The following is a 14,065-nucleotide window of genomic DNA, read 5'->3' on the forward strand; positions in this document are numbered from 1 at the left end:
GCACGGCCTGAGTGACGATACGTACGGAAGGGCGCCCGGCGAATGAGGACCGGGTCACCCGGCCCTCATTCGCCGGGGGTCGCCGCGCGCAGGGTGTCCACGGTCCGTTCCAGCTCGGCGACCCGCTCGGCGAGCCGGCGGTTCTTGCGGTCCAGTTCCAGGAACACATTGACCTTGGTGCGCAGCAGCCAGGGGTCGAAGGGCTTGGTCACGAAGTCGGCGGCGCCGATCGCATAGCCCCGGTAGGCGTAGTCGGAGTCCGTGTCCTCCCCGGTCAGCAGGATGATCGGGACGTCTTTGGTCTGGTCGAGGCGCTTGATGGTGGCGGCCGTCTCGAAGCCGTCCATGCCCGGCATCAGGATGTCGAGCAGGATGGCGGCGAAGTCCTGCCGCAGCATGGCCTTCAGTGCCTCCTCCCCGGAGTGGGCACGGACCAGCCGCAGATCGAGCGGGCCGAGGACGGCTTCCAGCGCGATCAGGTTCTCCTCCATGTCGTCGACGATCAGAATCGCCGACTTCTCGGGTGCGCCGCCGCTCATGTCCGCCCCCGCCCCGGCGGTCCGGTGTCCGCGCCGCCCGCGCGGGCCGCGGCGGTCCCGCCGGGCGGGCTGCCCAGCGGATCGAGCAGATCGCAGACGGCCGACAGCAGCCGGTCGACGTCCACGGGCTTGGGGACGTAGTCGTTGGCGCCGCTGTCGATCGCCTTCTCGCGGTCGCCCGGCATGGCCTTGGCGGTGAGGGCGATGATCGGCAGATCGGCGAGGCGGGGGGTGCCGCGGATGGCCCGGATCGTCTCGTAGCCGTCCATCTCCGGCATCATCACGTCCATCAGGACCAGGGAGACGTCGGGGTTGCGGTGCAGCACCTCCAGGCCCTCACGGCCGTTCTCCGCGTATTTCACGCTCATGCCGACCCGGCCCAGCACATGGGTCAGCGCGAAGACATTGCGGATGTCGTCGTCGACGACGAGGATGCGCCGCCCGTTCAGCACCCGGTGGGGGCGGCCGGACTGCCATTCGCTGAGCCGGGTGGTCTCGGGCCAGGTCTCATCGCGGCCGTCGCCGCCGGACGGGCGCGAGACGCCCGTCAGGCTGGTCTCGTCGCCGAACACCCCGCTGGGCGCGTGGTCGGCGACATCCGGCAGCTGCTCGTCCGGCGCGGGGGGCGCGGCCGGGACGGTGGAGCCGGTGGCCCGGGGGTCCGACGGGTCGGGCGCCGGGACGATGCCGGCGTAGTGCGAGGGGACGTAGAGGGTGAAGCGGGAGCCGACGTTCACCTCGCTCTCGGCGACGATCCGGCCGCCCAGCATTCCGGCGATCTCCCGGCTGATGGACAGGCCGAGCCCGGTGCCGCCGTACTTGCGGCTGGTGGTGCCGTCGGACTGCTGGAACGCCTCGAAGATCACGGACAGCTTCTCGGGCGGGATGCCGATACCGGTGTCGGTGACGGAAAAGGCCACGACGGCGTCCGCGCTCCGCAGCGTCTCCTCGCTGAACTTCTCTCCGGGCGCCCGCTCGACGTGCAGCTTCACCCCGCCCGAGGAGGTGAACTTGAGCGCGTTGGAGAGCAGGTTGCGCAGGATCTGCTGGAGCCGCTGCTCGTCGGAGAACATCTCGCGCGGAACGTCCTCGCCGACGGTGATCTCGAAGGACAGGCCCCGGTCGACGGCCAGCGGCCGGAAGGTCGCGTTGACGTAGTCCAGCAGCTTGACCACCGGCAGCTTCTTGGGGCGTACGTCCATCCGGCCCGCCTCGATCTTCGACAGGTCGAGGATGTCGTTGATCAGCTGGAGCAGGTCCGAGCCGGAGCGGTGGATGGTGGTGGCGAACTGCTCCTCCTGCTCGGACAGCCGCCCGTCGGGGTTGTCGGCGAGCAGCCGGGCCAGGATGAGCAGCGAGTTGAGCGGGGTGCGCAGCTCATGCGACATATTGGCCAGGAACTCGGACTTGTACTGCGAGGCGGTGGCCAGCAGCGCGGCCTTCTCCTCCAGCTCCGCGTTGGAGCGCTGGAGCTCGTTGGAGCGCTGGCGCAGCTCGGTGGTGAGCCGCTGGGACTCCGACAGCAGGGACTCGGTGCGGGCGTTGGCGATGATGGTGTTGATCGAGACGCCGATGGTGTTGACGAACTGGTCGACGAAGGCCAGGTGGACCTCGCTGAACCGGCTGAAGGAGGCCAGCTCGATCACTCCGAGCACCTGGTCCTCGTACTGGATCGGCAGGATGACGACGCTGGCCGGGTGGGCGGACCCGAGCCCGGAGTCGATGGTGATGAAGTCCGGTGGGACGTCGGTAACCAGGATGCGCTTCTTCTCGATGGCCGCCTGGGCGATCAGCCCGCGGCCCGCCGCCTCGCGTTTGGGCAGCCGGCCCTTGTCGGGGTTGGTGCCGTAGCCGGCGATGAACTCGAGGCCCTCGCCCGGTTTGGCGCCGGCCTCGGTGAGGAAGAAGGCGCCGAACTGGGCGTTGACCAGCGGAGTCAGCTCACGCAGGATCAGGTCGGCGACCTCGACCAGATCGCGGTGGCCCTGCATCAGGGAGGCGATGCGGGCGAGGTTGGACTCCAGCCAGTCCTTGGCCCTGGTGGTCTCGCGAAGATTGGCCACCATGACGTTGACGTTGTGCTTGAGCTCGGCGACCTCGCCCTGCGCCTCGACCGAAACAGATGCGGACATATCGCCCTGGGCGACGGCGGAGGCGACCTCGGCGATGGCCCGCACCTGGGTGGTCAGGTTCAGGGCGAGCTCGTTGACGCTGGTGGTCAGCCGCTTCCAGGTGCCGTAGACCGCTTCGACGCGGGCCTGGCCGCCCAGCCGGCCCTCGCTGCCGACCTCACGGGCGACCCGGGTGACCTCGGAGGAGAACGAGGAGAGCGTGTCGACCATCGTGTTGATGGTGGTCTTGAGCTCCAGGATCTCGCCGCGCGCGTCCACGTCGATCTTCTTGGACAGATCGCCCTGGGCGACGGCGGTGGCGACCTGGGCGATGTTGCGGACCTGCGAGGTCAGGTTGGACGCCATGAAGTTGACGTTGTCCGTGAGGTCCTTCCACACCCCGGAGACGCCCGGTACCTGGGCCCGCCCGCCGAGCTCCCCCTCGGTGCCGACGTCGCGGGCGACCCGGGTGACCTCGTCGGCGAACGCCCGAAGCTGCTCGACCATGGTGTTCACGGTGTCCTTCAGCTCCAGGATCTCGCCCCGGGCGTCCACCGTGATCTTCTTCGACAGGTCGCCGTTGGCGACCGCCGTGGTCACCTGGGCGATGTTGCGGACCTGCGAGGTCAGGTTCAGCGCCATGAAGTTGACGTTGTCGGTGAGCTCCTTCCACACCCCGGAGACCCCGCGGACCTGCGCCTGGCCGCCCAGGTTGCCCTCGGTGCCGACCTCGCGGGCCACCCGCGTGACCTCGTCGCCGAACGCGGAGAGCCGGTCGACCATCGTGTTGATCGTCGACTTGAGCTCCAGGATCTCGCCCTTGGCCTCCACCGTGATCGTCTTGCTGAGGTCTCCCTCCGCCACCGCGGTGGCGACCTGGGCGATGTTGCGGACCTGGGAGGTGAGGTTGTCCGCCATGAAGTTGACGTTCTCGGTCAGGTCCTTCCAGACCCCAGAGACCCCGCGGACCTGGGCCCGGCCGCCCAGCTCCCCCTCGGTGCCGACCTCACGGGCCACCCGCGTGACCTCGTCCGCGAACGCCGACAGCTGATCGACCATCGTGTTCACGGTCAGCTTGAGCTGAAGGATCTCGCCCCGGGCGTCGACGGTGATCTTCTGCGAGAGATCGCCGTTGGCCACCGCCGTGGTCACCTGGGCGATGTTGCGGACCTGGGAGGTCAGGTTGGACGCCATGAAGTTGACGTTGTCCGTCAGGTCCTTCCACACCCCCGACACGCCCCGGACCTGGGCCCGGCCGCCCAGCTCCCCCTCCGTACCGACCTCACGGGCCACCCGCGTGACCTCGTCCGCGAACGCCGACAGCTGATCGACCATCGTGTTCACGGTCAGCTTGAGCTCCAGCAGCTCCCCGGTGGCCTCGACGGTCACCTGCCGGGTCAGGTCGCCGCGCGCGACCGCCGTGGTCACCGCGGCGATGTCCCGGACCTGGGCCGTCAGCCGGGAGGCCATCGCGTTGACGGCCTCGGTGACCTCGCGCCAGTCGCCGGACAGCCCCTGGACCTTGGCCCGGCCGCCGAGCCGGCCCTCGGTGCCGACCTCGCGGGCGACGCGGGTGAGCTCACCGGTGAACAGCGACAGCTGGTCCACCGTGCGGTTGACGCCGCGCCCGAGCCGGCGCAGATCACCGCGCAGCTGACGATTGCCGTCGTGCAGGTCGACCCGTTTGGTCAGATCGCCCGCGGCGACGGCGTCCAGCACCTGTGTGGCGTTCGAGACGGGGCCGACGAGCGCGTCCACCAGCTGATTCGCCGCGTCCACGCTGGTCGCCCAGGCCCCTTGGCCGGGGCTGGCCGTGATCCGCTCGTCGAGTCTGCCCTGCCGTACCACTTCGCGGCGCACCCGCTGCAGCTCCGAGGCCAGATGGGCGTTCCGCACCACGAGTTGGTTGAACGCCCCGGCCATCTCGCCGAGCGTGCCCTCTTCCGCGCTGTTGGCGCGCACGGAGAAGTCCCCGTCACACAACGCCTGCATCGCACCCAGCAGGGATCGCAAGCCCGCCGCGCTCACCCGCTCCTCGCCCGGCATGATGCCCGGGGATTCGCAGCGGACGTCGGAACGTATGCCCATGGGGGTCGGGTCATTTGCCATGACATCGTCTCTTATGGATCGATTCGCACTCCTGTGCCTGTCATAATATGGCACCGAAATGACCTAATCGCCCTGAAGTGCCAGGAGCAGCTGGTGGGAGCTTTGCTTCCTCTCTCGCGGGAGTCCGTATCGCGGACCATGCTGCCCGGGACCGTGGGGGCGCCCGCCGCGGCGCGCGCGTTTGTACGCACCACGCTCACGGGACCGGGCGCACCGGCCGTCCTCGGGCCGCGCCCGCTCGGCGACCGGCTGACCGAGGACGCCGTGCTCCTGGTCAGCGAGCTGGTCACCAACGCCGTGCTGCACGCGGGCACCGAGATCGAGGTCGTCTGCCGGCTGCAGACCACGCCCCCGGGCGTCGTCGTCGAGGTGAGCGACCTCCACCCCGCCAGCGCGGTGTACGGCGGCCAGGACACCCGGCGCCGCGGCCGCGGCCTCCAGCTGATGGGCGCGCTCGCGGAGTCCTGGGGCGTGACGTACCACCGCACCCGCAAGGCGGTGTGGTTCCGGCTGGACGCCGCGCCGGAGGAGTCCGGGGCCGATGCCCTCCCGGTCGACGCGGTGGGCAGCGAAGTGCGCTTCGCCAAGGCCCTCGCCCCGGCCGCGCCACCGAGGCACCGGGAAGGCTCCGGTGGGTGGGTGGACCGCGGCGGGCCGTCGTTCCTCGCGGAGGCCAGCGACCTCCTCGCCGGACAGCTGGACGAGAACATGGTCGCCGCCCTCGCCGGACAGCTCCTGGTGCCCCGGCTCGCCGACTGGTGCGCGGTATGGCTGAGCACCGAGGGCCAAAGGCTGCGGCTGTGCCGCGTATGGCACAGCGACGAGCGCCGCAACGACGCGCTCCGGCTGGCGCTCGAAAGCCACCCGCCGCCCACCGGACTCGACCCCTCCGGCACCCCCTGGCCCTGGCCCGAGCCCGCGGACGGCCGTGGCGCGGGCGGGGCCGCACTGGCGTTCCCGCTGCTCGCCCAGGGCCGCAGCCACGGCGTACTGCTGCTGGGCCGGGCGGGCGTGACCCAGCTGACCGAGGGCGTGGCGCGGCTGTCGGGCGATGTGGCCCGGCGGGTGGCCCAGGCGGTGGCCACCGCCCGGCGCTACACCCGGCAGGCGACCATCAGCCGGGCGCTCCAGCGCCGGCAGCTGCCCACCTCCCTCGCCCATATCCCGGGCGTCGACACGGCGATCGTGTACGAGCCGCACGGCGAGGAACAGACCGTCGGCGGCGACTTCTACGACCTGTTCCCGATGGGCGGCCGCCGCTGGTGCTTCCTGCTCGGCGATGTGTGCGGCAGCGACCCGGAGGCGATGTCGGTGACCGGTCTGGCCCGCCATCTGGTCCGGCTGCTGGCCCGCGAGGGCCACGGCGTCGAGTCCGTGCTCTCCCGGCTGAACCAGGCGCTGGTGGAGGAGGGCGCCGAAGCCGTGGCCGTCGGCGGCGAACAGGCCCGGCCGCGCTTCCTGAGCCTGCTGTACGGCGAGTTGGAGCCCGACCCGGCCACGGGCAGCGCCCACTGCACACTGGCCAGCGCAGGACACCCGCTGCCGCTACGGCTGACCGCCGAGGGCTCGGTGGTCACCACGGGCAGCTCCCAGATGCTGCTGGGCATCGACGAGAGCGCCGAGTTCCACGCCGACAACTTCGACCTGGCGCTCGGCGAGACGCTGCTGTGCGTCACCGACGGGGTGACCGAGCGGCGCAGCGGCAACCGGCAGCTGGACGACGACGACGGCCTCGCCGACATCCTGCGGGGGTGCGTGGGCCTGGGCGCCAAGGCGGTGGCGGAACGGGTCCGGCGCGCCGCCCACGACTTCGGCCCCGAGCCGATCGACGACGACCTCGCGGTGCTCGTACTCGAAGCGGTGCCGGTACGGCCGGTGCCGGTGCGGATGGCGCCGCTGTAGACGGTGCGGCGAGGTGCCGGTGCGGATGGCTCAGTCGGTGTGGCGTGGCACCGTCGCGGTGGCGCCGCCGTAGACGGTGCTACTCGCCCAGCCCCGCCAGGTCGCGCAGCCGCCGGGCCTGCGCGGCGCGCTCAGCGGCGCGCTGCTCCTCGTACGTCCGCTCCCCCGCCCCACGCAGCAGCGCCTTGGTCTCGATCACGGCGTCGCGGTCCGCGGCGAGCAGCGCCGCGGTCAGGTCGCGGACCGCGGCGTCCAGCTCCGCGGCGGGTACGACCAGATTGGCCAGGCCGGTGCGCTCGGCCTCCTCGGCGTGGACAAAGCGCCCGGTCAGGCAGATCTCCAGGGCGCGGGCGTAGCCCACGAGGGAGACCAGCGGATGGGTGCCGGTGAGATCGGGGACCAGCCCGAGGCTGGTCTCGCGCATGGCGAACTGCGCATCGTCAGCGCAGACCCGCAGGTCACAGGCGAGGGCCAGTTGGAAGCCCGCGCCGATGGCATGGCCCTGGACGGCGGCGACGGAGATGAGGTCGTGCCGCCGCCACCAGGTGAACGCCTCCTGATACCCGGCGATGACGGCGTCCAGCTCCGGGTCGGAGCGGCGGGCCAGCTCGGGGAAGGACGGCTCGCCGTCGAACCCCTCGGGCGTGAACGCCTGCCGGTCGAGCCCCGCGGAAAAGGACTTGCCCTCGGCACGCAGCACCACCACCCGCACGCTGCCCGGCAGCGCCTGTCCGGCCTCGGCCAGGGCGCGCCAGGTCGCGGGCGACTGGGCGTTCCGCTTGTCGGGGTTGGTCAGGGTCACCGTGGCGATCGCATCGTCAGCGGTGAGGTGAACGCCGTCCTTGTCCAGCAGGGTCACAGAAGCCTCCGGTGGGTGCGGTCACATGACTAAGTGACTGCACAGTAACCACCCGGCCGACGGTCCGATCAACCGGGTGGCACCGCTCATACCCACCGGTACGACATGTCTGGGGTGTCAGGCCGTTGTTGCGGCCTTCTTGCCCCGTGTCGCTCCACCGCGACCACGCAGGGCCACGCCGGACTCACTGAGCATCCGGTGGACGAATCCGTAGGAGCGGCCGGTCTCCTCGGCCAGCGCCCGGATGCTCGCACCGGAGTCGTACTTCTTTTTCAGGTCTGCCGCGAGCTTTTCGCGCGCGGCGCCGGTCACCCGGCTGCCCTTCTTCAGAGTCTCGGCCACCCGTGCCTCCTCATGGGAAGTGCGCTCTGGACTCTCATGATCACCCCTAGGCGGCTTCCTGGCCACCCATTCGGCAAGGTCTCTGGAGGAAGGCTTCCCCGAATTGATGGGGTGATCGCCCCCGGAATTGAAGATTCCGCAGGCAGGCGCGCTCAGAAACGGTCCACATGATGGACGAACCGGCAGGTCAGGCCGTCGATGGTCGCGATCGCACCACCGCACGCCGGCGCGCGGCACGCTTCATGCGCCGGTCACTGACGACGCGCCGCGGTACCAGCCGTTCTCACTCAGATGAAGGATCACGCCTAGGCCGAATGATCTATGGCGCATGATCTACGAGGGAGCGGATCCGTAGCGGATCCGGAGCAGATCCGTGGCGGCTCAGGCGAGCGCGACGAGGTCCGCGTAGTCCTCGCCCCACAGGTCCTCGACGCCGTCCGGCAGCAGAATGATCCGCTCCGGCTGAAGCGCGTCGACCGCGCCCTCGTCGTGGGTCACCAGCACCACCGCGCCCGTGAAGGTGCGCAGCGCGCCAAGGATCTCCTCGCGGCTGGCCGGGTCGAGGTTGTTGGTGGGCTCGTCGAGCAGCAGGACGTTGGCCGAGGAGACCACGAGCGTGGCCAGCGCGAGCCGGGTCTTCTCACCGCCGGACAGCACGCCCGCCGGCTTGTCGACGTCGTCGCCGGAGAAGAGGAAGGACCCCAGCGTCTTGCGGATGTCCACGAGGTCGAGGTCGGGGGCGGCCGAGCGCATGTTCTCCAGGACCGTGCGGTCCGGGTCCAGCGTCTCGTGCTCCTGCGCGTAGTAGCCGAGTTTGAGACCGTGGCCGGGGGTGACCTGCCCGGTGTCCGGCTTCTCGACCCCGGCCAGCAGCCGCAGCAGGGTCGTCTTGCCCGCGCCGTTGAGCCCCAGGATGACCACCCGCGAGCCCCGGTCGACGGCCAGGCCGACATCGGTGAAGATCTCCAGCGAGCCGTACGACTTGGACAGGCCCTCGGCGGCCAGGGGCGTCTTGCCGCAGGGGGCCGGGTCCGGGAAGCGGAGCTTGGCGACCTTGTCGGACTGCCGCACCGCTTCGAGCCCCGACAGCAGCTTCTCGGCGCGGCGGGCCATGTTCTGCGCGGCCACCGTCTTGGTGGCCTTGGCGCGCATCTTGTCCGCCTGGGAGTTGAGGGCCGCGGCCTTCTTCTCCGCGTTGGCCCGCTCCCGCTTGCGGCGCTTCTCGTCGGCCTCGCGCTGGGCCTGGTAGAGCTTCCAGCCCATGTTGTAGATGTCGATGACCGAGCGGTTGGCGTCCAGGTAGAAGACCTTGTTGACGACCGTCTCGACCAGGTCCACGTCGTGGGAGATGACGATGAAGCCGCCGCGGTAGGTCTTCAGGTAGTCCCGCAGCCAGATGATGGAGTCGGCGTCGAGGTGGTTGGTCGGCTCGTCCAGGAGCAGGACGTCGGAGTCCGAGAAGAGGATCCGGGCCAGCTCGACCCGGCGGCGCTGACCGCCGGAGAGCGTATGCAGGGGCTGGCCGAGCACGCGGTCGGGCAGCCCGAGGCTGGCGGCGATGGTCGCGGCCTCCGCCTCGGCGGCGTAACCGCCCTTGGTGAGGAACTCGGTCTCCAGCCGCTCGTACTTCTTCATCGCGCGCTCGCGGGTGGCGCCCTTGCCGTTCGCCATCCGGTCCTCGTTCTCGCGCATCTTGCGGAGCACGGAGTCCAGCTCGCGGGCGGAGAGGATGCGGTCGCGGGCGAGTACGTCGAGATCGCCGGTGCGCGGGTCCTGGGGCAGATAGCCGACCTGGCCGGAGCGGGTGATGGTGCCGGCGGCCGGGATGCCCTCACCGGCGAGGCACTTGGTGAGGGTGGTCTTGCCCGCGCCGTTGCGCCCGACGAGGCCGATGCGGTCGCCCTTGGCGACGCGGAAGGAGGCGGACTCGATGAGGACACGGGCGCCGGCGCGCAACTCGATGCCGGAGGCGGTGATCACGGGAATTACTCCAGGGCAGGGTGGACGGCTGGACGGACGGGCGAAAAGAGGCCGACGCCGTCTAATGCGCGAGGAGAATTGCCATGCGATTAGTTTAGCGGGGCCCGCAAGGGCTTTTTCCCGGCCCGGGCGGCGGCCCCGTTCCGGCTGGCAGGGGGCACCTCCCAGCAGTAGCTGGGGCGAGCCGAAGGGGCGCGGCCGCCCGCGCCGGAGGCGCTGATGTCGCTGTGAAAGTGGAGAGCGCGCGAAGGCCCTGAGGCTGCAGTCGATATGCGGCTCCGCCGCGCGGAGGGCCGAGCACGGTCGACCGTCGACAGGGGCCGTAGCGCCCCCCGGGGGGCACCTCCCAGCGGTAGCCGGGGGAGAACCGAGCCCTCAAAAAGCAGCTGGTCAGGCACCGCCTGTGTGTACCTGGAAGGCCGCGCGGCGGACCGCCTTGGCGAGGGCCGGGTCGGGGTGGGCGGCGGCCAGTGCGACCAGGACCTGCACGGTGCGGGGGTGGCCCACGGCCCGTACCTCCTCCAGCAGCGCCGGGACCGTGCCCTGCACGGCGGACTCCAGATGGCGCACGAGCAGCGGGCTCTCGCCGTGGTCGGAGATGGCCGCGGCCGTGTCCACCCACAGCCAGGTGGCCTCCTCGCGGGTCAGCACGTCCAGCGCGTCCTCCGGGTCCACCCCCTCGTGCTCGGCCAGCCACAGCAGCGCGTACGGGCGCAGCGCGGACTCGTCGACCACGGCCCGTACGGTCGGCTCGGCGGGCGCCCCGACGACGCGCAGGGCCTCGAAGGCGAGCCCGCGCAGCAGCGCGTCGTCGCCGCGGGCCGCCTCGATGAGCTCGGTGACGGCGCTGCCGACGGGCCGGGCGGCGAGCCAGGCCCGGTACTCGGCGCGGGCCGGGCCGGGGGTCAGGCCCGCGCAGCCGCGCAGCATGTCCGCGGCGGGCTGCTCGATGTTCCCGGCGGGGCTCTGGGCGGCAACGCAGATCTGCTCCAGCTTGACCCACACCGCCCAGTTGCCGAGCGCGGTGAGGACGGCCTCCCGCGCAGACTCCTGCACGGCCTTCCGCGCCCCTTCCACGCCCTCAGGAGCCGCCTCCGCCGCCTCCTGAGGGCCATCTGCCAAGGACCCGTCCAGCACCACGAGCGCGCCCACGGAGGCGAGCGCGTCCAGGGCCCAGTCGAGCAGCGTCTCCAGGGAGTGGTCCAGGGAGTCGGCGGCGTCCGGCGTCCCGGCGGGCGGGGTGTCGTCGGGGCCGGGGGCGGCCACGGGGCCGTACGGCACCTCGCACCGCTCGGTGCGCAGCTCGGCGACGCGCTGCTGAAGCATGTCCAGAAGCGTCGCGACCTGCACCGGACCGGCCGACAGCTGAAGCAGGGACAGCAGCTGCGGCAGCGCCTCCACGACCTCGGCGACGGCCGTGGGCTCGGCCGTGACCGGCGCCGGGCGGTCCAGGGACCAGGCGTCGAGCAGCGCGACCCAGCCGCGCAGCACGGCGCTGTCGTCGCGGTCCCAGGCGCGCAGCCGCCAGCCCGGGCGGGCGATGCCGCCGTGCAGCTCGATCAGGCCGACCAGACGGGCCCGGTCCCAGTCGGCCCGGATCCGTTCAGGGGAGACCCCCAGGGCGGTGGCGGCCTCGGCGACGGCCTCGGCAGGGAGCACGCCCGGGACGGCGTGCCGGCTCGCGGCCCAGCGGGCGATCTGTACGGCCCCGGCAAGTCCCGACCTGGCCTGCCGGGCGAGCTCCGAGGGCGGCGGAGTGCCCTCGGGCGGGCGGGGCGTCGGTCGGGAGCCGCGGTTCGGCACAACCCGGCGGGCTGTGGCCATCGGCCGCTGGCGGACGAGTCGGAGCCGGGAGTCGCGCGGAGTACGGGACGTCACGGGAGCAGTCTCGCCCGTGACGGCCCGAAAGCCCAATCGGCACCCGTACGGCGGTTGCCCGCGCTGGTCACAAAGGTCGCCGACGGCGCTTCCGGATCCCCTCCGTGCGCCGGTGGTGAGGGTCACATCAACGGCATCAGAAAGCGGCCCAGCATGTCTTCGTACCCTTCGGGGTCGGCGTTCCACATCGCGGCGTGCGGGGCGTTGCGCACCGGGTGAAGGGTGACCAGTTCCGAGTGGCGCTCGGCGAGTTCACGCGAGGCGCCCCAGGGGGCGATGGTGTCGTCCGGGCCGTGGATGATCAGCGTCGGCACCTTCGGCCCGTCCAGATCGGCCATCGCGGCCTGCTCCATCAGTCGGTCCCCGTGCAGGCCCGCCCGCCCCTCGGCGGCCCGTACCGCCAGCGGCAGCAGCGCGGAGGGGATGCGCCGGGCCGAGGCGAGCGCCCGCAGGGTGGCCTGCCAGTCCAGCACCGGAGAGTCCAGGACGAGCCCGCTGATCCGGTCCCGCAGCGCGGAGGCCGCGGCGGCGTGCAGGGCCATGGTGGCGCCGATGGACCAGCCGTACAGGATGACGCTCTCCGCGCCGTAGTGCACCGCGTAGCGGATGGCAGCGTCCAGATCGCGCCACTCGGTCTCGCCGAGGTGTCCGATGCCGTCCTCGGGGCGGGGGGCGCCCACATCGCCGCGGTAGGCGATGTCGAGCAGCGGGAACCGCCGCTTGTGCAGGAACGGCATCAGCACCATGGGGTGCTCACGGGTGGTACCGAGGCCGTGCACGGTGATCATCCAGGCGGTGCGGTCGCCGGGTATGAACCAGGCGGGCAGCTGGCCCAGTTCGCCGGGTACGTCGACGTCGGCGTGGTCGATCCCGAGCGTGTCCCGTGGATTGCCGATGTGCACCTGCGGGGTGAAGCGGACGCGGGTGCCTGGGGCCAGGGTGCCGTACGTCACCCGTTCCAGGCGGCGGACCACGGAGTCCGGGGGGTGCGGGGCATCCTCGACCACGGGCCCGACGACGGCGTGGCAGCCGGTGCCGGCGAGGCCGTACGTGCCGGGGCGCAGCGAGGCGAGGCTGCGGGTGAGGGTGATCCGGTCGGCCTCGGTGGCGTGCACGGTGAGCCGCGGGTCGTGCGGGAACGGCCGGCCGGGGCCGGGCTTCAGGGCGGCGCCGCTGGCGTACCGCCCGGCCGCCACCGCGGCCGCGCCGACACTGAGCATCGTGGTGGCGGCCACAACCGCCTTCGTCCGCAGCTGCATCTCTCCCAGTGTGGGCGGGGAAGCCGCCGCGGGCCAGCGGGCGCTGCCCGGCCGGGTGATCGACCCGCGACCTGCCTGGCTCGGCAGGGCCGGCGGTTCAGCATGGCTGGCGGTCCAGCGGGGGCTGGCGGCTCACCAGGGCCAGCGGCTCAGCGGGGCTGGCCGTAGCCGCTGAGCTTGTCCGCGGCGCGCCGCAGCTCTTCGGGTGACAGCAGAGCCGGGGTGTACCCGGGGACGGCGGCCGCCGTGAGCCAGACCCGGCACATCCACTCCAGCTGGGCTGTCCGGTCGTACGCCTGGTCGAGCGTGGCGCCGTAGACGACGGTGCCGTGGTTGCGCAGCAGACAGCCGGTGCGGTCGCGCAGCGCGTCGAGCATGTTGTGGGCCAACTCGTCCGTGCCGTACAGGGCGTAGCCCGCGACGCGCACCGGGCCGCCGAGGGCGCAGGTCATGTAGTGGATCGCGGGGACCTCGTCGACCAGGGTGGAGACGGCCGTGGCGTGTACGGCGTGGGTGTGGACGACGGCCGCGGCGTCGGTGTCGCGGTAGATCGCGAGGTGCATCGGCAGTTCGCTGGTGGGGGCCAGCTCGCCCATGACCTGGCGCCCGTCCAGGTCGACGCCGACCGCGTCGCCCGGGCCGAGCCGGTCGTACGGGACGCCGCTCGGGGTCACCAGGACGAGATCGCCGACCCTGGCCGAGACATTGCCCGAGGTGCCGACGACCAGGCCGTCGGCGACCGTCCTGCGGGCCGTCTCCACCACCCGCTCCCAGCCTTCCCGCAGGTCCGGTCGCTCCCCAAGTCCATTCGGTCGTGCGGCATCCGGCTTCGTCACGATCTCACCTCCGGGCGCCGATCATGGCAGGCGAGCCGTCGTGTACGCATCAGTGCGGGGGCGAGTGGATCATCGGTGCCGCCTTCCCGCAGGTGCGTCACCCCCGAGCCCACCTCAGTTCACCTTCCGTTCACCCCATGTCCTTACGGTCGTGGCCGCACCCTTTGGTTGTCGCACCGATTACCCAAGGGTGTGCGAATCCTCCCCCTCCCACAGGAGGGGCTTCTCGTGTGGCCATCCCGGTGGCCAC

Annotated in this window: 9 protein-coding genes; 1 reads left to right on the forward strand and 8 read right to left on the reverse strand. The window is 71.6% G+C overall.

What is annotated here, in order from left to right:
• Positions 1–65 precede the first annotated feature (65 nt).
• Entirely contained in the window at positions 66–539 is a 474-nt protein-coding gene (locus ACH4U7_RS04160) for a two-component system response regulator (RefSeq protein ID WP_398526495.1), read from the reverse strand.
• Positions 536–4,696, reverse strand: coding sequence for a HAMP domain-containing protein (locus tag ACH4U7_RS04165; protein WP_398526986.1), 4,161 nt, complete (start codon positions 4,694–4,696; stop codon positions 536–538). Before ACH4U7_RS04165 ends, ACH4U7_RS04160 begins: the two co-directional genes overlap by 4 nt.
• Before the next feature lie 201 nt (positions 4,697–4,897).
• Between ACH4U7_RS04165 and ACH4U7_RS04170 the strand changes: the two genes are divergently transcribed.
• Positions 4,898–6,661 carry a SpoIIE family protein phosphatase gene (locus ACH4U7_RS04170; RefSeq protein ID WP_398526987.1) on the forward strand — a complete coding sequence of 588 codons (1,764 nt, stop codon included), beginning with the start codon at positions 4,898–4,900 and terminating at the stop codon, positions 6,659–6,661.
• Between the two features lie 79 nt (positions 6,662–6,740).
• On the opposite strand, the gene ACH4U7_RS04175 is transcribed toward ACH4U7_RS04170, so the two are convergent.
• The 6 genes from ACH4U7_RS04175 to ACH4U7_RS04200 all read right to left on the reverse strand — a co-directional run bounded on the left by ACH4U7_RS04175 (position 6,741) and on the right by ACH4U7_RS04200 (position 13,764).
• The gene (locus tag ACH4U7_RS04175) at positions 6,741–7,520 is read right to left on the reverse strand and encodes an enoyl-CoA hydratase/isomerase family protein (protein ID WP_398526496.1); all 780 of its coding nucleotides are present in this window, start codon (positions 7,518–7,520) and stop codon (positions 6,741–6,743) included.
• A gap of 117 nt (positions 7,521–7,637) precedes the next feature.
• Entirely contained in the window at positions 7,638–7,862 is a 225-nt protein-coding gene (locus ACH4U7_RS04180; protein WP_179285460.1) for a helix-turn-helix domain-containing protein, read from the reverse strand.
• A gap of 381 nt (positions 7,863–8,243) precedes the next feature.
• Complete coding sequence (abc-f, locus tag ACH4U7_RS04185; RefSeq protein ID WP_385615473.1) at positions 8,244–9,842, reverse strand: ribosomal protection-like ABC-F family protein; 1,599 nt, start codon at positions 9,840–9,842, stop codon at positions 8,244–8,246.
• Between the two features lie 390 nt (positions 9,843–10,232).
• Positions 10,233–11,720 (reverse strand): hypothetical protein, encoded by a 1,488-nt coding sequence (locus ACH4U7_RS04190; RefSeq protein ID WP_398526497.1) that lies wholly within the window; start codon positions 11,718–11,720, stop codon positions 10,233–10,235.
• Positions 11,721–11,842: 122 nt separating this feature from the next.
• On the reverse strand, positions 11,843–12,979 hold the full coding sequence (locus ACH4U7_RS04195) for an alpha/beta hydrolase (RefSeq protein WP_398526498.1): 1,137 nt from the start codon (positions 12,977–12,979) through the stop codon (positions 11,843–11,845).
• A 149-nt stretch (positions 12,980–13,128) separates the two neighbouring features.
• Positions 13,129–13,764 carry a class II aldolase/adducin family protein gene (locus ACH4U7_RS04200; RefSeq protein WP_398526988.1) on the reverse strand — a complete coding sequence of 212 codons (636 nt, stop codon included), beginning with the start codon at positions 13,762–13,764 and terminating at the stop codon, positions 13,129–13,131.
• Between the last annotated feature and the right edge of the window lie 301 nt (positions 13,765–14,065).

This window comes from Streptomyces sp. NPDC020845 (assembly GCF_044334165.1).
Lineage (GTDB): Bacteria > Actinomycetota > Actinomycetes > Streptomycetales > Streptomycetaceae > Streptomyces.

Excerpts from the sequence above, each read along its gene's own strand:
- ACH4U7_RS04160 (WP_398526495.1), bottom strand. The coding sequence starts at position 539 with ATGAGCGGCGGCGCACCCGAGAAGTCGGCGATTCTGATCGTCGACGAC.
- ACH4U7_RS04165 (WP_398526986.1), bottom strand. The coding sequence starts at position 4,696 with ATGCCGGGCGAGGAGCGGGTGAGCGCGGCGGGCTTGCGATCCCTGCTG.
- ACH4U7_RS04170 (WP_398526987.1), top strand. The coding sequence starts at position 4,898 with ATGCTGCCCGGGACCGTGGGGGCGCCCGCCGCGGCGCGCGCGTTTGTA.
- ACH4U7_RS04195 (WP_398526498.1), bottom strand. The coding sequence starts at position 12,979 with ATGCAGCTGCGGACGAAGGCGGTTGTGGCCGCCACCACGATGCTCAGT.